At 68.6% G+C, this 22,312-nt stretch carries 15 protein-coding genes and 2 pseudogenes; 11 read left to right on the top strand and 6 right to left on the bottom strand.

Translation table 11 applies throughout. From position 1 onward, the window contains the following. A partial coding sequence (locus H295_RS47400; protein ID WP_234021786.1) for a WD40 repeat domain-containing protein occupies positions 1-1,970 on the bottom strand: 1,970 nt, incomplete at its 3' end. Positions 1,971-3,742: 1,772 nt separating this feature from the next. Here H295_RS47400 and H295_RS0141160 point away from each other — a divergent pair. After that, a pseudogene (locus tag H295_RS0141160) lies at positions 3,743-3,955 on the top strand (helix-turn-helix domain-containing protein); the annotation flags it as partial. A 181-nt stretch (positions 3,956-4,136) separates the two neighbouring features. Here H295_RS0141160 and glnA read toward each other — a convergent pair. Next, positions 4,137-5,498, bottom strand: coding sequence for a type I glutamate--ammonia ligase (gene glnA, locus H295_RS0141155; protein ID WP_020141203.1), 1,362 nt, complete (start codon positions 5,496-5,498; stop codon positions 4,137-4,139). Positions 5,499-5,838: 340 nt separating this feature from the next. Here glnA and H295_RS0141150 point away from each other — a divergent pair, with 340 nt between their 5' ends. From H295_RS0141150 to H295_RS0141140, 3 genes are all read left to right on the top strand, one after another. Next, positions 5,839-6,498, top strand: coding sequence for a DUF3105 domain-containing protein (locus H295_RS0141150; protein ID WP_020141202.1), 660 nt, complete (start codon positions 5,839-5,841; stop codon positions 6,496-6,498). An 11-nt stretch (positions 6,499-6,509) separates the two neighbouring features. Next, a complete protein-coding gene (locus H295_RS0141145) occupies positions 6,510-7,109 on the top strand; it encodes a DUF305 domain-containing protein (RefSeq protein ID WP_020141201.1) in 600 nt (199 codons plus the stop codon). 183 nt (positions 7,110-7,292) lie between these two features. Beyond that, on the top strand, positions 7,293-9,194 hold the full coding sequence (locus H295_RS0141140; protein ID WP_020141200.1) for a S53 family peptidase: 1,902 nt from the start codon (positions 7,293-7,295) through the stop codon (positions 9,192-9,194). Between the two features lie 81 nt (positions 9,195-9,275). On the opposite strand, the gene H295_RS0141135 is transcribed toward H295_RS0141140, so the two are convergent. After that, complete coding sequence (locus H295_RS0141135; protein WP_020141199.1) at positions 9,276-9,683, bottom strand: hypothetical protein; 408 nt, start codon at positions 9,681-9,683, stop codon at positions 9,276-9,278. Between the two features lie 107 nt (positions 9,684-9,790). Between H295_RS0141135 and H295_RS0141130 the strand changes: the two genes are divergently transcribed. Continuing rightward, positions 9,791-11,827: an NAD(+) synthase gene (locus tag H295_RS0141130; protein ID WP_020141198.1), complete on the top strand. Its 2,037-nt coding sequence runs from the start codon at positions 9,791-9,793 to the stop codon at positions 11,825-11,827. Positions 11,828-11,965: 138 nt separating this feature from the next. On the opposite strand, the gene H295_RS0141125 is transcribed toward H295_RS0141130, so the two are convergent. After that, positions 11,966-12,499, bottom strand: a complete 534-nt coding sequence (locus H295_RS0141125) for a VOC family protein (protein WP_028810210.1) — start codon at positions 12,497-12,499, stop codon at positions 11,966-11,968. Between the two features lie 144 nt (positions 12,500-12,643). Beyond that, complete coding sequence (panB, locus tag H295_RS0141120) at positions 12,644-13,510, bottom strand: 3-methyl-2-oxobutanoate hydroxymethyltransferase (RefSeq protein WP_020141196.1); 867 nt, start codon at positions 13,508-13,510, stop codon at positions 12,644-12,646. A gap of 181 nt (positions 13,511-13,691) precedes the next feature. Here panB and H295_RS0141115 point away from each other — a divergent pair, with 181 nt between their 5' ends. The 6 genes from H295_RS0141115 (at position 13,692) to H295_RS0141090 (ending at position 20,607) form a co-directional block, all read left to right on the top strand. Beyond that, positions 13,692-15,287, top strand: a complete 1,596-nt coding sequence (locus H295_RS0141115; protein ID WP_051135703.1) for an MFS transporter — start codon at positions 13,692-13,694, stop codon at positions 15,285-15,287. Positions 15,288-15,401: 114 nt separating this feature from the next. Further along, positions 15,402-16,034, top strand: a complete 633-nt coding sequence (locus H295_RS0141110; protein WP_020141194.1) for a TetR/AcrR family transcriptional regulator — start codon at positions 15,402-15,404, stop codon at positions 16,032-16,034. 204 nt (positions 16,035-16,238) lie between these two features. After that, positions 16,239-17,288 carry an endonuclease/exonuclease/phosphatase family protein gene (locus tag H295_RS0141105; RefSeq protein ID WP_020141193.1) on the top strand — a complete coding sequence of 350 codons (1,050 nt, stop codon included), beginning with the start codon at positions 16,239-16,241 and terminating at the stop codon, positions 17,286-17,288. Between the two features lie 95 nt (positions 17,289-17,383). Next, entirely contained in the window at positions 17,384-18,607 is a 1,224-nt protein-coding gene (locus H295_RS0141100; protein WP_028810209.1) for an MFS transporter, read from the top strand. A 165-nt stretch (positions 18,608-18,772) separates the two neighbouring features. Continuing rightward, the gene (locus tag H295_RS0141095; protein WP_020141191.1) at positions 18,773-19,792 is read left to right on the top strand and encodes an ATP-binding cassette domain-containing protein; all 1,020 of its coding nucleotides are present in this window, start codon (positions 18,773-18,775) and stop codon (positions 19,790-19,792) included. Further along, positions 19,789-20,607 carry an ABC transporter permease gene (locus H295_RS0141090; protein WP_020141190.1) on the top strand — a complete coding sequence of 273 codons (819 nt, stop codon included), beginning with the start codon at positions 19,789-19,791 and terminating at the stop codon, positions 20,605-20,607. Before H295_RS0141095 ends, H295_RS0141090 begins: the two co-directional genes overlap by 4 nt. Positions 20,608-20,637: 30 nt before the next feature. Here the strand turns inward: H295_RS0141090 and H295_RS44455 are convergent. After that, positions 20,638-22,312 (bottom strand): annotated as a pseudogene (locus H295_RS44455) (tetratricopeptide repeat protein); the annotation flags it as partial.

Genomic DNA, 22,312 nt, shown 5'->3' with positions numbered 1-22,312 from the left:
CCGTCAGTCGGGTTCCAGAGTCGGACAGTTCCGTCGGCTCCGCCAGAGACGACGACCTCGCGGCCCTCGAAGCCCACGGCGGACACGGTTTGGACCCGAGGCGGATGGCCAGCCATTTCACGTATTTTTGTCCCGCCGACCGGATCCCACAGCCGCACCCAACCATCGGCGCTGCCGGCGACGAGCGCCGTCTGGCTCTGTGCGTCCAGAAAACAAATGGAATTCACGGCATCACCGAGGCCGGCTAAGACTTTGAATTTGATGCAATCGTCCAGGCGCAGCAGATGGATTTCGCCATTTGCCCCAGCTGCGGCAACAACTTCGTTTCCATGCATATTCAGGTCAGCAAGACTTCGAACACCACCAGGGCCACCGATGTCATGGGACACTCGGATTAGTTCAGCAGTGGATGGATCCCACAGGCGAACTGTGCCATCCGATCCACCGGAGACAACTACTTGCCTGCCTTCGATAGTCATCGCACAAACTGAACGCACCCAGCCGGCGTGCCCCTCAAGAACGAACTTTTCTCTGCTACTAGCGAGATCCCACACGCGGACGGTGCCGTCATCACTGGCCGAGGCAAGCGTGCTGCGCCCATCGACCTGTAGTACGCATACATCGTTAATCCAATCCAAATGCCCGTTCAGGAAGGACGTCGGTTGTCGAGTAGACGGATCCCATAGTCGAATGATGCCATCGGACCCAGCGGAGGCGATCAGATTTCGGTCTTCCATCGCAACGGCGCACAGCCCATTGACTACACCTGCGTGGCCTTGCAGCACGCCCAGGGATTGGCCGTCGGACGGATTCCAGAGGCGGATGGTGCCGTCAGTGCCGGCCGAAGCGAGTATCAAGCGATCCGCGGATGGCACCGCACAGACCGCGTTGACCAGACCCGTATGCCCCTGCAGGATCCGCAGCAGGCGTCCATCTGCCGGATCCCAGAGCCGGACTGTACTGTCAGCACCGGTTGATGCGACCACTTGACGACCGTCGAGCGGTAACGAGCAGACCGCCCGCACCCATCCAGTATGACCGCTCTCGAAATCCTCGGGAGTCGGAGTGGGTGTTGCCGACCACTTGGCCTTGTACGGCAGTACGCTCGGCCAATTCATAAAGGTCGAGCCAAGATCTTCGAGCGCCTCTCGAACACTGAACAGCGAACCGCGCTCCGCAGCGTCTGCATCCCAAGCTTTAGGAGTCAGACGAAGCAGGCGCGACCGAAGAACTCCATCCTGGGTTGTGGCTCGTCCAGCCACGGCCACGAGGCGCCGAAGGTCACTGTATAGTAAATATTCGTCATCGCGGAGAAGGGTATCGATTCGGTCGGCGCGGTCAGCGTGACTAGGCAGAGACCGACGAAGGTATTCCACCGTACGACTCCAGCCCTGTTCATGCCCCAGGCGGGAAAATTCGTTCAATAGGGCATCTTCGTCACTTTTGGCGACGACCGTCGCGGCTCGCTCTTGCGTAAGCGTATCGTTCAATGCTTGATGAAAGAGCCGGTAGACGCGGTCCTCTCCTGACGTCCCGCTCTCAATCAAGAAATTCGCCGCAGAAGTATTGGCAAAAGCAGCCAACTCCGTGTTTCTGACGGTGCGGCCTAACAACGCACGGAGACCGGCACGCCAGAGATCCAATGTTAAGCCAGGTGCTTCGGCGTAGGCAAGGGGGAGAAGTAGTTGCTCCGAAGTGATACCTCGAACTCCTTTGAGATGGCTGAGAGATGCCTCCAAGACCGGATAGACGGCATCGGGAAAATAGATGTCTGCGCGATCCACCGGTGTTTCATCGTATAAACCGTGAAGTCGAGCCACCAATGCAGCCAGCAGGAAGTTCCCCGCGGCCAGTTCTGCAATTCTTTGCGCCACCGGTGCTGCAATTCCGGCATCGCGATATGGACTGTCATCGCGCTCTTGGCCGGTGAGCTGAAGCGTGGCTTGCGCGTATGCGCTGAGTTCGTCCACTGAGAAATAGTGCGGTAGATCAAGGTCGATGACGCTGGCAGATGGGCCGAATAGTCTGAGTAGATTGCCTCCGTGGTCGAAATGGCGGGTTCCGACAACCACGCGCACTCCGACGTCGGAACATGTCTGCGCAATAGGAAGTATCAGATCTCTGACGATTGCCCTCGCCTCGATGGGACTGGCGGCTTCGTCGAGTGCGTCAATAATAAGTGAGAATGCACTCCGGCTGCCTGCGTCACGCCTGGAGGCCAGAGCGGCCTGTAGGAGCCGCGGTAGCTCCTCCACCCTGAGGGGTAGGGCAGCGGAAGCTGCCCTTGCGATCTCGGATGCGACTTCGAAGGCGGATTTGCCCTTGGCGTGGATGGCGCACGACACCGAACCGATCGGTGCACGTATATTTTGGTCATCTGCAGGTAATGCTGCGATCGCCTTGCTGTCTGACGTAACAACAATACGTCCTAGAACAGCGGATTTCCCTGCGCCGGGGGCCCCGGTGACGACTAGGACTTTTCGATCTCGGGTTTCGTTTCCGATCCAGGAGACGATCTCGCTCAGCGCGTTGCGGCGTCCCTGGAAGCGGAAACCACTCTCAGAGCTCAGTGCTACGCCTCGCGACCGCGGTTCCCAATGTGAAGCTGTCTCTTCGTCACTCGACAGACTCCATCCCCAGGCGGAAAGTGCACCCTCGTCGGGCACCTGAAGCGTTCGTTCCGTCAGATCCCGCAGTCGCTCCCTTGGCATGCACCGGATTGCTTCATGTATGGTAAATGCGCGGCCGTCCCCTTCTGGATTGGACTGCCCAACGATACCGACAACCGCCTGATAATCTGGCGACCATAAACCGCCGCCACTGAATCCAGCCGTCACGAGATACCGTGACGTTGTATCGAGCCGCACCCACCCGTATCCCTGAGCTTCTCCCACCTGCCCTGCCGCCGAGTTGCCAATGAAATCCCGATCCGGGAATCCGAATGCCCACCAGGACTTCCCGATCAGGTGCAGCCCTTTCGGCTGGCGCAGCGGAGCTGGCGAGACGCCCATCGGGATAGGCTCCGCCAGCTCAAGGACGGCGAGGTCTGCCAGTGGCGACTCGCAGATACGAATGCTCTCGACAAGTCGACGTCTTCCAATGGGGGCGCCGCCTTTGGGAAAAGCAACCCAAAGTGGTGTCCCATTCGACGTGCTGGCGTAGAGGTCGGAGGGAAGTATGTGCGCAGATGTTAGGAGTCTCTTAGAATCTATTACCAGTGCGGCACCAAGCGGATAGGGATCCTGGGAGGATCTGTGGACAGCGGCGACCCAGGAATCTGTTGCCGGCCGCATGGAATTGCGCGAATGCCCAATCATTGTGCAACCATGGAATGAATCCAAAAGTTGGAAGCCGCGAATCGGCCATTGTTCCGACGCGTGCACGCTACTGAGCCCACGCAAGAAGTGTACGCACCACATCCCCTGCTGCACCAGCGATGTGCAGGCCACCGATCCCGCGGAGAACTCGCCGTCATCGGCAGTTGGGGACGTAATCGTTGCCGCGGGCTATCGCATGATCAGGCTTCGGCCCATTGGGTGTGACCATGGGTCGTAAAGGATCAGTTCGCTTCCGATATGGAACGTAGTGGGGGCATGCTGCCGGTGATCGTATGGACGCCGAATCCAGTGAGCGTTTTCCAACATCCCGATGCTGACCGCAAGTTGGACGCTCCTGCGCGACGTCGAAGCTCCTGGTAGACGGGTTCTCGACCAAGATCACCCGCATCTGCCAGGAGCTTCACGTGCTTGTCTACCCAGCCTCGATCGATCTGTCCAGCCGAACCCTGCGGTTCCTTACCCGTCAACTGACCGCGTGGCAGGCGAAGATCGGTACACGATGGCGACGCCTGCCCGTCGGCCGCCAGGCTCTGCTGGCCCTCGCGCACCTACGGTGCGGTGATACCTACGCCCGGCTCGCTGCCGGATTCGGTATCGGGATCGCCACGGTCTACCGCCAGCTCGACGCTCCCCCGGCCGACCTCTAGGTGCCGGCTTCCCGGATGAGGCAAAGACACATGGAGGACCGAGGTGTCGACGCTGAGACGGCCCAGGGGCCGTGAGGCGCGAATGGGGCCGACGGTCGCGGACCGTCGGCCCCATTCGCCGAATCAGCGGGAAACTCGCTCCGACCTGCGGTTACAGCACCGGCAGGTTCTTCCGCAGCTCGAAGGCCGTGACCTCCGAGCGGTACTCCTCCCACTCCTGCCGCTTGTTGCGGAGGAAGAAGTCGAAGACGTGTTCGCCGAGGGTTTCCGCGACCAGGTCGCTGCGTTCCATCAGGGTGAGGGCCTCGCCCAGGTTCTGCGGGAGGGGCTCGATGCCCATCGCGCGGCGCTCCGCGTCCGAGAGGGCCCAGACGTCGTCCTCGGCGCCCGGCGGGAGCTCGTAGCCCTCCTCGATGCCCTTGAGGCCGGCGGCCAACAGGACGGCGTAGGCCAGGTACGGGTTGGCGCCGGAGTCGATCGAGCGGACCTCGATCCTCGCCGAGCCGGTCTTGCCGGGCTTGTACATCGGGACGCGGACCAGGGCCGAGCGGTTGTTGTGGCCCCAGCAGATGTAGGAGGGGGCCTCGCCGCCGGCGCCCGCGGTGCGCTCGGTGCCGCCCCAGATGCGCTTGTAGGAGTTGACCCACTGGTTGGTGACCGCGGAGATCTCCGCCGCGTGCTTGAGCAGGCCCGCGATGAAGGAGCGGCCGACCTTGGAGAGCTGGTACTCCGAGCCGGACTCGTAGAACGCGTTGCGGTCGCCCTCGAAGAGGGACAGGTGCGTGTGCATGCCCGAGCCCGGGTGCTCCGAGAACGGCTTCGGCATGAACGTCGCCTGGACGCCCTGCTCCAGCGCCACCTGCTTCATGACCAGGCGGAACGTCATGATGTTGTCCGCCGTCGAGAGCGCGTCGGCGTAGCGGAGGTCGATCTCCTGCTGGCCCGGGGCGCCCTCGTGGTGGGAGAACTCGACCGAGATGCCCATCGACTCCAGCATGGTGATCGCCTGGCGGCGGAAGTCCATGCCGATGTTCTGGGGGGTGTGGTCGAAGTAGCCGGAGTTGTCGGCCGGGGTGGGGCGCGAGCCGTCCAGCGGGCGGTCCTTCAGCAGGAAGAACTCGATCTCCGGGTGGGTGTAGAAGGTGAAGCCCAGGTCGGAGGTGCGGGCCAGGGCGCGCTTCAGCACATACCTGGGGTCCGCGAAGGACGGGGAGCCGTCGGGCATGAGGATGTCGCAGAACATCCGGGCGGTGCCCGGGGCCTCCGCGCGCCAGGGCAGGACCTGGAAGGTCGACGGGTCCGGCTTGGCGATCATGTCGGACTCGTACACGCGGGCGAAGCCCTCGATCGCGGAGCCGTCGAAGCCGATGCCCTCGTCGAAGGCCTGTTCCAGCTCCGCCGGGGCCACGGCGACGGACTTGAGGAAGCCCAGCACGTCCGTGAACCACAGGCGTACGAACCGGATGTCGCGTTCCTCCAGGGTCCGGAGCACGAACTCCTGCTGCTTGTCCATTGTCGACTTCCCCATCCTTGCTGGTCAGGCCGCCTGTCTCCGTGTCCCGCAGGAGGCGGTCGGGCACCTGAGCATCACACCACAACGGAGTTTCGTGCGCGTTGCCGACCTTGATCGCCCCGGCGACCCGGGAGTGAACGCCTCACGTCCGGTGGATGTACTGCTCTGCCGCCCATCTTGCCTGCTCGGACTGACATACGTAATGCCCGGCCCGCCCCGTCTCACCCGGCGCCCCGGGTTTCCTGCGGGCTCCCTACGAGAAGCCGCCCCCGCCCCACTACGATCAGCGGACCGATCGTCACCGTCCGCCCCACCCCTTTCCCCCAGAAGGGCACACCTCATGGGTTCCGCCAAGAAGAGCACCACCGCGGCACGCAAGGCGCGCATAGAGGAGATGCGGCGCGCCGAACAGGCCCGTGCGCGCCGCAACCGGATCCTCGTGATCACCGCCAGCGTGCTCGCCGTGGCCGGTCTGACCGCCGGGACCGTCGCGCTCGTCCAGTCGCAGTCCGACGACAGCACGGCGGCCGACGGCAAGGGCACGGGACACTTCGTGACGGGCTCGGACGGCGTGAAGACCTGGAAGGGCACGCTGGGCCGCACGCATGTCGTCAAGACCGTGAACTACCCGATGGAGCCCCCGGTCGGCGGCGACCACAACCAGGTGTGGATGAACTGCAACGGCGACGTCTACACCAAGGCGATCGGCAACATGAACGCCGTGCACTCGCTGGAGCACGGCGCGGTCTGGGTGACGTACACCAGCAAGGCGAAGAAGGCCGACGTCGACGCGCTCGCGGCCAAGGTGAAGAAGACGCCGTACACGCTGATGAGCCCGGACGACAAGCAGAAGGAACCGATCATGCTGTCGGCGTGGGGCCACCAGCGGACGGTGACGGGCGCGACCGACCCGAACGTCGACAAGTTCTTCGCGAAGTTCGTGCAGGGCGAGCAGACGCCCGAGCCGGGCGCGGCGTGCACGGGCGGTCTGGGGCAGTGAGGTTCGCGGGAGTGGCCGTGGCCGTGGCGGGGGTGCTCGTCGCGGCCGGGGCGATCACCTACGCCGTCGCGGAGGACGGCTCGGGCGACACGCCCACGGCCGAGTCGGCGGACGCGGGTTTCGCGCGCGACATGGCCGTACACCACCAGCAGGCGGTCGAGATGTCGTACATCGTGCGGGACCGCACCAAGGACGTCGAAGTGCGGCGGCTCGCCTACGACATCGCGCAGACGCAGGCCAACCAGCGCGGGATGCTGCTGGGCTGGCTGGATCTGTGGGGATTGCCGAAGGTGTCGGCGGATCCGCCGATGACGTGGATGGGCATGGGCGACATGCCCTCGGCCGGCGAGGGTTCGCTGATGCCGGGCATGGCGACCGACAGCGAGATGAAGAAGCTGGGCACACTCAACGGCAAGCAGGCCGAGATCTACTACCTCCGGTTGATGACGGAGCATCACCGGGGCGGCATCCACATGGCGAAGGGCTGTGTGGACAAGTGCACGGTCGGGGTGGAGAAGCGGCTCGCCCAGGGAATGGTCGACGCACAGCAGTCGGAGATCGACCTGATGGCGGGAATGCTGAAGGAGCGGGGCGCGAAGCCGGGATCATAGAGGGTTAACCCTCTAACCAGCCTTTTTCTTTAGGTTAGTTGGACTCTTCTTGGCATGACCATTCCCCTGGCATGAACGGTTCGTCGCAAGAGTGGCCACACCGTCGAGTGATCACTCGCCCAAGAACCGCATTCAGGGGGTTCCATGAGATCCAACCGCGCCAAACTTCGCGCCGGAGTGAGCATGGCGGCGACACTGCCGATGCTCGCGGGCGCGCTGGCGCTGGGTATACCCGCGGCCCACGCCGCGGACACCCCGGCCCGTGACACGCTGGCCGGGACCAAGCCCGCGTGGGCCACGGCCAAGGCGGACAAGGGCGCCACCTCGGACAGCGCCAAGGTCTCCGCCCGGGTCTACCTCGCCGGCAAGGACGCCGCCGGTCTCGCCGCCTACGCCAAGGCGGTGTCCGACCCGAGCTCCGCGTCGTACGGCAAGTACCTGAGCGCCGGGCAGGCGCAGGCCCGCTTCGGCGCAACCAAGGCGCAGATCGCCGCGGTCAAGTCCTGGCTGACGTCCGCCGGTCTGAAGGTCACGGGCGTCAGCGAGCACTACGTCGCCGTCAGCGGTGACGTGGCCGCCGTCGAGAAGGCCTTCGGGACCCAGCTGCACAACTACGTCAAGGGCTCGAAGACCTACCGCGCCCCGGACAAGGCCGCGTCCGCGCCGGCCGGCCTCGACGGTGCCGTGCTGACCGTCACCGGTCTGGACAACGCACCGCACAAGGCGAGCAGCAAGGACCAACTGCCGCCGCCGGACGCCGTGTTCAAGAACTCCGGGCCGTTCTCCTCGTACTACGGCTCGAACACCGCGAGCACGCTGCCCAGCGCCTACGGCACGAAGATCCCGTACGCGATCAAGGGCTACACGGGCAAGCAGCTGCGTGCCGCCTACGGCGCCGGCAAGTACACCGGCAAGGGGGTGCGGGTCGCCATCACCGACGCCTACGCCTCCCCGACCATCGCCTTCGACGCGGCCACGTACGCGAAGAAGAACGGCGACGCGGCCTACAAGACCAGCCAGCTGCGCCAGGTGCTGCCCGACAACTACACCAACACCGAGGCCTGCTCGGCGGCCGGCTGGTACGGCGAGGAGACCCTCGACGTCGAGGCCGTGCACGCGGTCGCGCCGGACGCGAACATCACGTACGTGGGTGCCGCGTCCTGCATGGACGACGACCTGCTGGACTCGCTCAGCAAGGTCGTCGACAACCACCTCGCCGACATCGTCTCCAACTCGTGGGGCGACATCGAGGCCAACCAGACGCCGGACCTCGCGGCCGCCTACGACCAGGTCTTCCAGTTCGGCGCGGTCGAGGGCATCGGCTTCTACTTCTCCTCCGGCGACAACGGCGACGAGGTCGCCAACACCGGTACGAAGCAGGTCGACACCCCGGCCAACTCGGCGTGGGTGACGGCGGTCGGCGGTACCTCGCTGGCGGTCGGCAAGGGCGACAAGTACCTGTGGGAGACCGGCTGGGGCACCGAGAAGGCCTCGCTGTCCACGGACGGCAAGAGCTGGACCAACTTCCCCGGCGCGTTCACCTCGGGTGCGGGCGGCGGCACCAGCAAGACGGTCGCCGAGCCCTTCTACCAGAAGGGTGTCGTCCCGAACGCGCTCGCCACGGCCAACAACGCCACCGGCAACCGCGTGGTCCCGGACATCTCCGCGATCGCCGACCCGAACACCGGCTTCCTGGTCGGGCAGACCCAGACCTTCCCCGACGGCTCGCAGCAGTACAGCGAGTACCGCATCGGCGGCACCTCGCTGGCCTCGCCGGTGATCGCGGCCGTGCAGGCGCTGGCGCAGCAGGCGTCCGGCGGCAAGGCGCTCGGGTTCGCCAACCCGTCGATCTACTCGAAGTACGGGTCGCGGGTGTACCACGACGTCACGGACAAGCCGACGGGCACCGACCTCGCGGTGGCGCGCGTCGACTTCGCCAACGCCTTCGACGGCTCCGAGGGTCTGCTCACCTCGGTCCGCAGCCTCGGCAAGGACAGCTCGCTGTCCGCGGTGAAGGGCTATGACGACGTGACCGGTGTGGGTACGCCCGCAAGCGGTTACGTCCAGTCGTTCAACCGGCGCTGACCGGGACGCATGTCCCAAGGGCCCGGTCCCGGAGGTGAGAACCTCGGGGCCGGGCCCTCGCGTCCGTCCGGTCCGCCGTCGTCACCTGCGCCCTCGGCGGCCGGCCATCGCGTGGACCACGAGACCCGCGACCAGCAGGAGAACCCCGACGGCCAGGAACGGGACCGGCGTGTACTCGTCGGTGCAGGCCTGCCCGCCGGAGATCGCGTGGCAGACCTCCCCGGGGCCGCCCCGGTTCAGGTACGCGAGGTAGAACGCGGGAAGGGCCAGGCCCGACACGACGCCCACCACGGCGCGTCGAGGGCCTCGGCGGGCCAGGAGCACCCCGGCCACCCCGGCGAGCACGAGGAAGGCGAGGCCCACGGTCAGGATCGCCGCGAGGCCGAGGCCGGCGCAGGCCCCGACGAGGAGCCAGCCCAGGAACCAGCCCCAGTCCGTGGCGAGGTGCGTATGCGTACGGTCGTCCCGAGTGCCGCTGATGCCGGTCATACCGCTTATTGAAGTCAAGGTCATGACAATCCGGCAATGGGCCGCGCGCGTCAGCTCCCTCACACCCCCACCAGCCATAGCGTCGCTCTGACGATTACACTGGACCCGTGCCTCAGCCGAACTTCTGGTCCATTTATCAGCACGGGTTCGCACGTGTCGCCGCGTGCACGGGTCACACCGTCATCGCGGACCCGCCCGCCAACGCCGATGCGGTTCTGCGTCACGCGCGCCGGTGCTCCGAGGAGGGGGTCGCCGTCGCGGTCTTCCCGGAGCTGGGGCTGTGCGGGTACTCCATCGAGGACCTGCTGCTCCAGGACGCGCTGCTGGACGAGGTCGAGGCGGCCCTCGCGGAGGTCGTCGCCGGGTCGGCCGAGCTGCTGCCGGTGCTGGTCGTCGGCGCCCCGCTGCGCCACCGCAACCGGGTCTACAACTGCGCGGTGATCGTGCACCGCGGCCGGGTCCTCGGGGTTGTGCCGAAGTCGTACCCGCCCAACTACCGCGAGTTCTACGAGCGTCGGCAGATCGGCGACGGCGCCGACGAGCGGGGCGGCTCGATCCGGGTCGCCGGCACCGCCGTACCGTTCGGCGTCGACCTGCTGTTCGAGGCCGGTGACGTGCCCGGCCTGGTGCTGCACGCGGAGATCTGCGAGGACATGTGGGTGCCGGTGCCGCCCAGCGCGGAGGCCGCCCTCGCCGGTGCGACCGTCCTGGTCAACCTGTCCGGCAGCCCCATCACGGTCGGCCGGGCCGAGGACCGCAAGCTGCTGTGCCGCTCGGCGTCCTCCCGCTGTCTCGCCGCCTACGTCTACGCGGCGGCCGGACTCGGTGAGTCGACCACCGACCTGTCCTGGGACGGGCAGGCCATGGTCTACGAGAACGGCGCGCTGCTGGCCGAGACCGAGCGGTTCCCGCAGGGGGACGAGTACGCGGTGGCCGACGTGGACCTCGACCTGCTGCGGCAGGAGCGGATGCGGATGGGCACCTTCGACGAGAACCGGCGCATCCACCAGGCCCGCACGAGTGACTTCCGCACGGTGTCCTTCGAGCTCGACCCGCCCTCGGGCGACCTCGGTCTCAAGCGGCGTCTGGAGCGGTTCCCGTTCGTGCCGGCCGACGCCGAGCGGCTCGCCCAGGACTGCTACGAGGCCTACAACATCCAGGTCGCCGGGCTCCAGCAGCGGCTCGCGGCGATCGGCGGCCCGAAGGTCGTCATCGGGGTGTCCGGGGGCCTCGACTCCACGCACGCGCTGATCGTGGCGGCCCGCGCGATGGACCGCGCCGGGCGCCCGCGCAGCGACATCCTGGCCTGGACGCTGCCCGGCTTCGCGACCAGCGACCACACCAAGGACAACGCCCACAAGCTGATGGCCGCGCTCGGGGTCACCGCGGCCGAGCTGGACATCACGCCGACCGCGCGGCTGATGCTCCAGGAGATGGGCCACCCGTTCGCCTCCGGCGAGCCGGTCTACGACGTCACCTTCGAGAACGTCCAGGCGGGCCTGCGCACCGACTACCTGTTCCGGCTCGCCAACCAGCGCGGCGGCATCGTGCTCGGCACCGGGGACCTCTCGGAGCTGGCGCTCGGCTGGTCCACGTACGGCGTGGGCGACCAGATGAGCCACTACAACGTCAACTCGGGCGTGCCGAAGACGTTCATCCAGCATCTGATCCGCTGGGTCATCAGCAGCGGTCAGTTCGACAAGGAGACCGGCGAGATCCTGGCCGCGATCCTCGACACCGAGATCAGCCCGGAGCTGGTGCCGGGTGAGGAGATGCAGTCCACCGAGTCGAAGATCGGGCCGTACGCGCTGCACGACTTCACGCTCTTCCATGTGCTGCGGTACGGCTTCCGGCCGTCGAAGATCGCTTTCCTGGCCTGGCACGCGTGGCACGACGTGGAGGCGGGCGCGTGGCCGCCCGGCTTCCCCGAGGACAAGCGCGGGACGTTCGACCTGCCCGAGATCCGGCGCTGGCTCGAGGTCTTCTGCCGGCGGTTCTTCGCGTTCGCCCAGTTCAAGCGGTCGGCGATGCCGAACGGGCCGAAGGTGTCGGCGGGGGGGTCGCTGTCGCCCCGCGGTGACTGGCGGGCCCCGTCGGACAGCTCGGCGAAGGCGTGGCTGCGGGATCTGGAACGGTTCGACTGAGGGGTGCGGGCCGGTGGGGGTGCGCGTCCCGGGGGCTGCGCCCCCAGACCCCCGTCGGCCCGAAGGGCCTCGTCCTCAAACTCCCCCAGAGGGGGTACCCCCAGACGGGCTGAGAGTGCCCCCAGGTGCCTTCGGAGGTCAGCCGTGATTCCTGACCGGCGCGCTTGCCCGCCCCTCACCCCGTCCCGTCATCTCCGCGTCGAACGTCTCCTGCGCCACCCGCATCGCCTCCGCGTAGACGGGCATGCTCAGCCGCCTCCACATCTCGTCCTCCGGTACGTCCTCAACGTGGGCGACCACCCACCAGATGGTGCCGAAGGGGTCCTTGATCCGGCCGCCCCGTTGGCCGAAGGCGCTGTCCGACAGGGCCGTGACCACCGTGGCGCCCGCCTTGAGGGCCTTGGCAAAGGTGGCGTCCGCGTCCTCGACGAACACCCGCAGCAGGCTCGGCATCACCGGCCAGTCGGGGCTCCGGTCGAAGGCCAGGACCACCGTGTCGCCGATCCGGATCTCCCCGTGCCCGATCGCGCCGGACTCGGTGGCGACCCTGGCGAGCTCCTCGCCCCCGAACACCTCGGTGACGAAGTCGAGAAAGGCTCCGGTGTCGTCGGTGACGACCCACGGGGCGACGGTGGTGTACCCCTCGGGTGCGGCGCTGGTCTGCTCGGACATGTCGGCCCCTTCGTCGGTGTCGGACACGGACGACGCTAGGCGGGCAGTAGGTCAGATCCTGTCCTGGACGGAGAACGCCCCGCCGACTGGGGGAAGGTCGACGGGGCGCTTGGTGCCGCAGTGGCTCTGAGGGGGCGGAGGGCCCTAGTGCACGGAGTGCTCCTCCAGCGGGAAGGTGCCGCCGACGACGTCCTCCGCGAAGGCCTTCACCGCGCCGGTCATCACCTCGCGCAGGTCGGCGTACTGCTTGACGAACTTCGGCACCCGGCCGCCGGTGAGGCCGAGCATGTCGGTCCAGACGAGGACCTGCGCGTCGGTCTCGGGACCGGCGCCGATGCCCACCGTCGGGATGTGCAGGACCCGGGTGACCTCAGCGGCGAGCTCAGCCGGGACCAGTTCCAGCACGACCGCGAACGCGCCCGCGTCCTGGACGGCCTTGGCGTCCCGCAGCAGCTGCTGGGCCGCCTCCTCGCCGCGGCCCTGGACGCGGTAGCCCATGGCGTTGACGGACTGCGGGGTCAGGCCGATGTGGGCCATGACCGGGATGCCGGACTCGACGAGCAGCCGGATCTGCTCGTGGGAGCGCTCGCCGCCCTCCAGCTTCACGGCGCCGACCCCGGCCTCCTTGACCAGCCGGGTCGCCGAGCGCAGCGCCTGCACCGGGCCCTCCTGGTAGGAGCCGAAGGGCAGGTCGCCGACGATCAGGGCGCGCGAGGTGCCCCGTACGACGGCCGCCGACAGCATGGTCATCTCGTCCATGGTGACGGGCACGGTGGTCTCGTAGCCGAGATGACAGTTGCCCGCGGAGTCGCCGACCAGCATCACGGGGATGCCGGCCTCGTCGAAGACGGCGGCGGTCGTCGCGTCGTAGGCGGTGAGCATGGGCCACTTCTCGCCGCGTTCCTTGGCGAGGGCGATGTCCCGGACAGTGATGCGGCGTGTGCCCTTGCCCCCGTACAGCGCCTTGCTGCCGTCGGAGGGCTTGGTGTGGGCAGCCGAAAGCTGCGTCATTGCAACGGCTCCTTACGTCATCTCGAGGCGCCCTGACGGCGTCCCCGGATCACCTCCATGGTGGCACCTCGTGCCAGTCAGGGCCAGGGGCGGTCGGTGTGACCGTTCCGGCACGTAAGGTCTCGGCAAAGAATTACGATACGAGACGGTGCCGTATCGGAAATCCTCTACGCTCGTCGGCATGACTACCGCAGTCCCTGACTCCCGGATCCCGGAAGCGGTGCACCGGCGCCGCTGGGCCATCCTCGGCGTGCTGATGCTCAGCCTGCTGATCGTGGTGCTCGACAACTCGATCCTGAACGTCGCGATCAAGACGATCTCGACCCCCGCGCCGACCGGCCTGGGCGCCACCCAGAGCGAGCTGGAGTGGGCGATCAACGCCTACACCCTGGTCTTCGCCGGGCTCCTGTTCACCGCGGGGCTGCTCGGTGACCGGCTCGGCCGCAAGAAGGTGCTGCTGGGCGGCCTGGTGGTGTTCGGCGCCGGTTCCGCGCTCGCCGCGTTCTCCGGCTCGCCGGGCCAGCTGATCGCCTTCCGCGCGCTGATGGGCCTCGGCGCCGCGTTCGTCATGCCGGCCACGCTCGCCGTCCTGATGAACGTCTTCGAGCGCGAGGAGCAGCCCAAGGCCATCGGCATCTGGGCGGGCGGAGTCGGCCTCGCCATCGCCATCGGCCCGATCACCGGCGGTGTCCTCCTGGACCACTTCTGGTGGGGCTCGGTCTTCCTGATCAACGTGCCGATCGTGGTGCTCGCCCTGGCGCTGATGCTGTGGCTGGTGCCGGACTCCCGGGACCCGAACCCGGGCCGGATCGACCCCGTCGGCGTGGTGCTGTCGGTCATCGGCCTGGTCCTGCTGGTCTACGGCATCATCAAGGGCGGCCAGCTCGCCGACTTCACGGACGCGACCGTGCTCGCGACCATGGGCGCCGGTCTCGCCGTGCTCGTCGCCTTCGTGGTGTTCGAGAAGCGCAGCGACCATCCGTCGATCGACATCACCTACTTCAACAACAAGGTCTTCTCGGCCGCGATCGGCGCCATAGGGCTGGTCTTCTTCGCGCTCATGGGCGTGACGTTCTTCTCGGTGTTCTACACCCAGAGCGTGCGCGGCTACTCGCCGCTCCAGACCGGTCTGCTGATGCTGCCGCTGGCCGCCGCACAGCTGATCTTCGCGCCGCGCGCCCGGCTGGTCGTCGACCGCTTCGGCAACAAGGCGACCACGACGGGCGGCATGCTGCTGATCGCCGCGATGCTGTGCGCCTTCGCCTTCCTGGAGTCGGACACCCCGATCTGGCTCCTCGAGGTGATCTTCTTCCTCATGGGCACCGGCATGGCGCACATCATGACGCCGACCAGTGTCGTGATCATGCAGGCCCTGCCGCGCGAGAAGGCCGGCTCCGCGTCCGCGCTCAGCAACACCTTCCGGCAGGTCGGCGGCGCGCTCGGCATCGCCGTCCTCGGCTCGGTGCTCTCCACGGCCTACCGGAACAGCATCGAGTCCCACCTCGCGGCCGTACCGGCGGGTGTGCGGCACACCGCGGGCGAGTCCATCGAGGCCACCCTCGGCGTCGCCGCGAAGCTCGGCCCCCGCGGTGACGCCCTGGTCGGTCCCGCCAACGACGCCTTCCTGCACGCGATGCACGTCACCGCGCTGTGCGGGGCCGGGGTGGCGGTGGTGGGCGCCCTGGTGGTGGCGCTGTTCCTGCCGGGCCGGCCGACGGAGCCTCAGCGGGGCGCGGAGGAGCAGGAGTTGGTGACCGCGAGCGAGCAGGGCGAGTAGGGACGTGTCGCGCGAGTAGGGCGTGCGGGGCGAACCGGAACGACCTGATCCGGTCCGCCCGCGCCGTCGTACCCGAGGGACAATCACCTCATCCCACAGAAAGGACCAAGCGACGTGAGCGGCCTCGCCGAGAGTCAGTCCGGGCCGGCGGCCTCGCTGCGGGGGCGCCCCCGCAGCGAGGCCGTGGAGCGGTCCATCATCGAGGCCGTCATCAAGCTCCTGGAGGACGGCCTGCCGCTGTCGGAGCTGTCCATCGAGCGGATCGCCCGGACCGCGGGCGTCGGCAAGGCCACCATCTACCGCCGTTGGAACGGCAAGGAGGAGCTCTTCGTCGACGTCGTGCGCACCGCCGAGCCGCCGGACGCGGATCTGCCCGGCACCTCGATGCGCGACGATCTCGTGGCGCTCCTCGACCAGCTGCGCCAGCGCGGGCTGATGACCCGTTCGTCGGCGCTGCTGCACAACGTCTTCGCGCAGATGAAGAGCAGCCCCAAGGTGTGGGACGCCTACCACGCCATCGTCGTCGCCCCGCGGCGCCGGCGGCAGCTCGACATCCTGCGCCGGGGGCAGGCGAACGGCGAACTCCGCGCGGACGTCGACCTGGAACTGCTCAACGACCTGTTCGTGGCGCCCATGTTGTTCCGCACGATCATGCTGCCGGGCTCGCCGCTCCCCGAGGGCCTGTCCGAACAGATCGTCGACAGCGTCCTGGAGGGGCTACGGCCCGTCAGCTCGCGCGTTCCGTAGGGCCCGTGTGCGCGTTTGGTCACAGAGGGCGCTTTCCCCGTCGGGATCCGGAACTCGGTGCACCCACTTGTACGTCATCGCCCCCGTACGGTCGTCATGGGACGACGAGACGGGAGCCGATCATCCCCTAGGGTCTTACGGGGTGTCTGACACCCTCCGGCGACGGGGTTGAACGGTGTGCACGGCAGGTAGTGAGGCGACGGTATGGCGCAGCAGGCGTACGTGACGGAGACGGCGGACGACGGCTCGGGACCCGGGCGTCAGAGAGGCCGGTTCCGGCGCCTGCTCGGCGGTACGGCGTCCGGCTGGCGCGGTGACCGGCGGATCTGGCGCCGCGGGATCGTGCTGGCCGCCCTCGCGGTGGTCGTCGCCCTGGTGATGCTGCTGCACGCGCAGATCCCGAACGCCGTGGGGAACCTGGGCAGTCTCACCGAGACCTTCCTGCCGTGGCTGGGCCTGTTCGTCCCGGTGCTGCTCCTGCTGGGCCTCCTGCGCAAGTCGGCGACCGCGCTGATCGCGGTGGTGCTGCCCGCGGCGGTCTGGCTGAACCTCTTCGGCGGGCTGCTCTCCGACAAGAACGGCACCGGCGGCGACCTGACGGTGGTCACGCACAACGTCAACGCCGACAACCCCGATCCGTCCGGCACCGCGCGGGACGTGGCGGCCTCCGGCGCCGACGTGCTGGCGCTGGAGGAACTGACCGCCTCGGCGGTGCCGGTGTACGAGAAGTCGCTGGCGTCGACGTACCGGTACCACGCGGTCGAGGGCACGGTCGGGCTGTGGAGCAAGTACCCGCTGACCGGGGTGAAGGCGGTCGACATCAAGCTGGGCTGGACCCGGGCGATGCGCGCCACGGTGACCGCGCCGGACGGGCAGGTCGCGGTGTACGTGGCGCACATGCCGTCCGTACGGGTGAAGATGGAGGCCGGGTTCACGGCCCGGCAGCGCGACACGAGCGCCGACGCGCTCGGCGAGGCCATCGCCGACGAGAAGCTCCCGCGCAAGATCCTGCTGGGTGACCTGAACGGCACGATGAACGACCGCGCGCTGAACGCGGTCACCTCCCAGATGCGCTCCACGCAGGGCGCGGCGGGCAGCGGCTTCGGGTTCAGCTGGCCGGCGTCGTTCCCGATGGCGCGGATCGACCAGATCATGGTGCAGGACGTGGAGCCGGTGAGTTCGTGGACGCTGCCCGAGACCGGCAGCGACCATCTGCCGGTGGCGGCCCGTGTGAACCTCGCCACCTCGTCGTAACCCCGGGGAAGCCTGGGAGGGGCATCCTTTGTTCCGGTAATGAACATATGCTGATCCGGAACTCCGCTCCCCCGTTCGAAAGGCTCGACCTCTTCATGCCTCTGGCCCTGCTCGCACTGGCCGTCGGCGCTTTCGGTCTCGGTACCACCGAATTCGTCATGATGGGCCTGCTGCCCGACGTCGCCGACGACCTGGGCATCTCGATCCCCACCGCCGGTCACCTCGTCTCCGCGTACGCGCTGGGCGTGGTGATCGGCGCCCCGCTGCTCGCCGCGGTCACCGCCCGGATGTCCCGCCGCAAGGTCCTCATCGGCCTGATGGGACTGTTCGTGGTCGGCAACGCGGCCTCCGCGTTCGCCCCCGGCGAGTACGCGCTGCTCGCCGCCCGCTTCGTGAGCGGCCTGCCGCACGGCGCCTTCTTCGGCGTCGGCGCGGTCGTCGCGACGGGCATGGTGGCACCGGAACGCAAGGCCCGCTCGGTCTCCCTGATGTTCCTCGGCCTGACCCTCGCCAACATCGCCGGTGTCCCCGTCGCCACGCTCATGGGCCAGCACCTGGGCTGGCGGGCCACCTTCCTCGGCGTCAGCGCGATCGGCCTGGCGGCGATCGCCTCCCTGGCCCTGCTCATCCCGCACGACCACACCCAGGCACCCCGGGTGGGCCTGCGCGGCGAGGTGGCCGCCCTGCGCTCGCTCCCGGTCTGGCTGGCCCTCGGCACCACGGTCGCCGGGTTCGGCGCGCTGTTCGCCGCGTACAGCTACATCACGCCGATGCTGACGGACGCGGCGGGCTACGCCGACTCCAGCGTGACCGTCCTGCTCGCCCTGTTCGGCGTGGGCGCGACGGCGGGCAACCTGCTCGGCGGCCGGCTCGCCGACCACTCCCTGCGCGGCACCCTGTTCGGCGGCCTGACCTCCCTGGTCGTGGTCCTCGCCCTGTTCCCGGTGCTGATGTCGACGCAGTGGAGCGCCGCGCTCGCGGTGGTCCTGCTGGGCACGGCGGCCTTCGTCACCGGCTCCCCGCTCCAGCTGATGGTCATGGAGAAGGCGTCCGCCGCCCCGTCCCTGGCCTCCTCCGCCAACCAGGCCGCCTTCAACCTCGCCAACGCCGGCGGCGCCTGGATCGGCGGCCTCGCCCTGGCCGCGGGCCTCGGCGTGACGTCCCCCGCGCTGACGGGCGCCGGCCTGGCCGTCCTGGGCCTCGGCGTCGCCGCGGTGGCGACGGCCGTGGACCGGCGGCGCGTGGCCGCCGCCCCGGCCGGCCGGGAACGCGTGATCGCGACCCATCTGCCGGAGCAGGCGGAAGCCGTCCGGCACTGAGCGGCACCGAGCAGGTGGAAGCCGTGCGGCACTGAGCGGTCGTACGGCGAGGAGGGCACCCGGTGGACACCGGGTGCCCTCCTCCTTCTGGTCTGTCGGCGGGTTGTCGGCCCCTGTCGGCGGCCTGTCGGCGGTTTGTCGGTGGCGGCTGGGAGTGTTCTCGGCATGACGCGAATCGACAAGAACCCCAAGAGCGGGGACTCCGCCGTTTCCGTGCGGGGGCTGGTCAAGCACTACGGCGAGACCAAGGCGCTGGACGGCGTCGACCTGGACGTGCGCGAGGGCACCGTGATGGGTGTGCTCGGGCCGAACGGCGCCGGCAAGACCACCCTCGTACGGATCCTGTCCACCCTGCTCACCGCCGACTCCGGCACGGCCACCGTCGCCGGGTACGACGTGGTGCGCCAGCCCCGGCAGCTGCGCAAGGTGATCGGGCTCACCGGACAGTACGCCTCGGTGGACGAGAAGCTCCCCGGCTGGGAGAACCTCTACATGATCGGGCGGCTGCTCGACCTGCCCCGCAAGGAGGCCCGCAGCCGGGCCGACGAGCTGCTGGAGCGGTTCTCGCTGACGGACGCCGCCAAGCGGCCCGCGAGCACCTACTCCGGCGGTATGCGGCGCCGCCTCGACCTCGCCGCCTCGATGATCGGGCGCCCCCAGGTGCTCTTCCTCGACGAACCCACCACCGGTCTCGACCCGCGCACCCGCAACGAGGTGTGGGACGAGGTCAAGCGGATGGTCGGCGACGGCGTGACCGTCCTGCTGACCACCCAGTACATGGAGGAGGCCGAGCAGCTCGCCTCCGAACTGACCGTCGTGGACCACGGCAAGGTCATCGCCGAGGGCGCCATCGAGGCGCTCAAGGCGAAGGTCGGCGGGCGCTCGCTGCGGGTACGGCCCGTGGACCCGGCGCAGCTGCGGCCGCTCGCCGGCTGGATCGACGAGCTCGGCATCACCGGCCTCGCCACCAGCACCGTGGACACCGACAGCGGCACCGTCATCGTGCCGATCCTCAGCGACGAGCAGCTGACCGCCGTGGTCGGCGCGGTCACCGCGCGCGGGGTCACGCTCTCCTCCATCACCACCGAACTGCCCAGCCTGGACGAGGTGTTCCTGTCCCTCACCGGCCACCGCGCCAGTGCCCCGCAGGACGCCACGCCCACCCTCGAGGAGGTCGCCGTATGAGCGCCGCCACCGCCACCACCGCTCTCGAAGCCGACGCCAGGATCCCGCTGCGCGGCCACCTGCGGCACACCGGCGCCCTCGTCCGCCGCAACCTGCTGTGGATCCGGCAGGACCCGGAGTCGATGTTCGACGCCCTGCTGATGCCAGTCGTCTTCACCCTGCTGTTCGTCTACGTCTTCGGCGGCTCGATCGGACAGGCCCTGGGCGGCGGACAGGACGGCTATGTCCAGTACGTCATCCCGGGCATGATCGCGATGATGAGCATGACGCTGTCCCAGGGCGTCGGCACCGGCTTCAGCCAGGACTTCAACTCCGGTGTCATGGACCGCTTCCGGTCCCTGCCGATCGGCCGCGGCTCGGTGCTGTTCGCGAAGATCTCCGTCGAACTGCTGCGGATGCTGTTCGCGACCACCGTCCTGATGATCGTGGCCGTCCTGGTCGGGTTCGACATCCACCACTGGGCCGGACTGTTCGCCGCTGTGGGTCTGTCCGCCGTGTTCGCCTCGTCGATCATGTGGGTGTTCCTCACCCTGGGCGTGGTCCTGAAGAACGCGCAGTCCGTGCAGGCGATGGGCTTCCTGGTGCTGTTCCCGCTCCAGTTCGGCTCGTCGATCTTCGCGCCGACGGCCTCGATGCCGGGCTGGCTCCAGCACTTCACCGACTACAACCCGCTGTCCACGCTCGCCGACGCGGCCCGCGGCCTGATGGTCGGCGGCCCGGTCGCGCACGACCTGTGGGTGACGCTCGGCTGGTCGGCGGCCATCACCGCGGTCGCGGCACCGTACGCGATCCACAAGTTCCGTACGAAGAACTGACCGGCCCGGGCGCCCAGGCGTCGGTGCGCGTCACACCAGGGCGGCGGCCTCCTCCGCGGAGAGGCCGTCGCCCTCCGCGTACGCCGACTCGTAGGCCTTGTCGCCGAGCACCGCGCGCAGCTCGCGCTCGGCGTTGCCCCGCACCGTGCGCTCGATGGTCGTCGGGGCGTGGGCGGCGGGCAGCAGGGCATCGCCGGCCCGGAGGCAGCGGGCGCCGTCCCGGGCGCGGGCACCGCCGTCGGCCGCGGCGAGGGCGAGCGCGGCGGTGTGCAGGTACATCGTGCGCATATGGGGGGCGATGGTCAGGGCCAGCGGGTCCCCGGACCTCTCCAGCGCCCGGCGCGTCAGCCTCAGGCACTCGTCGTAGCAGCCGTCCATGGCCTCCAGCCAGGCTTCCGAACCGAGGATGAAGGCGTCGAAGATGACGAAGTGGGCGATGCCGAACTGCTGGCGCAGCAGCCGCAGTTGCTCACGGGCCTCGGGAATCCGGCCGGTCATCCCCAGCCTGCCCGCGAGGAACATCCGGGACGCGGGCATCGCCTCGTTCCGGGCCCCGTCCTGGTCGGCGATCACCTCGCGCAGCAGCGACTCGCCCCGCTCGGCCGCCCCGGGCTCCCCCGTCTCCAGCAGCGCGCTGCCCAGGCGGGCGTTGAGCACGGACCGCTGCGCGCGGGCGCCGAGCTGCTCGGCCCGCTCGATCGCCCGCTCGTAGTCGTCGGCCGCCGCCCGCCACTCGCCCCTGCGCTCATGGGCCTCGGCCCGCGCGGACAGCGCCTCGGCGGTCCCCCACAGGTCACCGATCCGCTCGTAGATCGCCAGCGCCTCCTCGGCGTCCTGGATGGCGTCGCCCGCCCAGTCGGAGCGGTTCGCGAGCAGGTTGGCCCGCCACTGCAGGGCCGCCGCCAGCTCCCACTCGTATCCCGGCGTGGCCCGGCAGGTGTCGACGGTCGCCCTGATGACCTCCCGCAGCCGGTCCATGTCCCCGGTGAGCATGATGGCGAAGAACCACAGCGAACCGGGCAGCCGGCAGGTCTGCGGCATGCCGGGCTCGTAGGTCGTGGCGATGGACCGCAGCTTGGCCTGCGCGTGCTGGTTCTGCCAGGCGTCCAACTCGGTGTCCATGCAGGCGAGATGAACGAGGTGGGTACCCCGCCGGGCCTCTTCCAGGACCTCGCCGGTCCAGGGCGGCGGGGTGTCCGTGCAGCGCTCCCACACCGGCAGCGCGGGCCGGACCGGCTCGGTGAACGGGTCGGTTCCGAGCCCCTGCACCTCGCGGGACCAGTTGCGGGCCTCGATCCGCAGGTCACGCATCTGCCAGTACCAGGCGAGGGACAGCACCAGACACAGCCCCTCCTGCTCGTCCCGGGCGGCGACGGCCCGGCGCAGGGCGGTCCGCAGGTTCTCGTACTCGCGCTCCAGGCGCCGGATGGCCTCCAGTTGACGCGGTCCGCGCAGCAACGGGTCGGTGGTGCGGGCGAGTTCGCGGTAGTACGTCAGATGCGCGCGCTCGGCGTCGGCACGGACGCCGTCCCTCTCGTCGAGGCGCTCGCCGGCGTACTCGGCGACGGTCTCCAGGAGCCGGTAGCGCATCTCCCCCTCCCCGGAAGGCGCCGCCACGACCAGGGACTTGTCGACGAGCGAACCGAGCGCCTCCAGAGCACCGGGCCCGCACACGGCCTCGGCGGCGGCGAGATCACACCCGCCC

The sequence above is a fragment of the Streptomyces sp. 351MFTsu5.1 genome (assembly GCF_000383655.1).
Classification (GTDB): domain Bacteria; phylum Actinomycetota; class Actinomycetes; order Streptomycetales; family Streptomycetaceae; genus Streptomyces; species Streptomyces griseorubiginosus.
The sequence above is the reverse complement of the archived record's forward strand: the minus strand, read 5'-3'. Positions and strand labels throughout refer to the sequence as shown.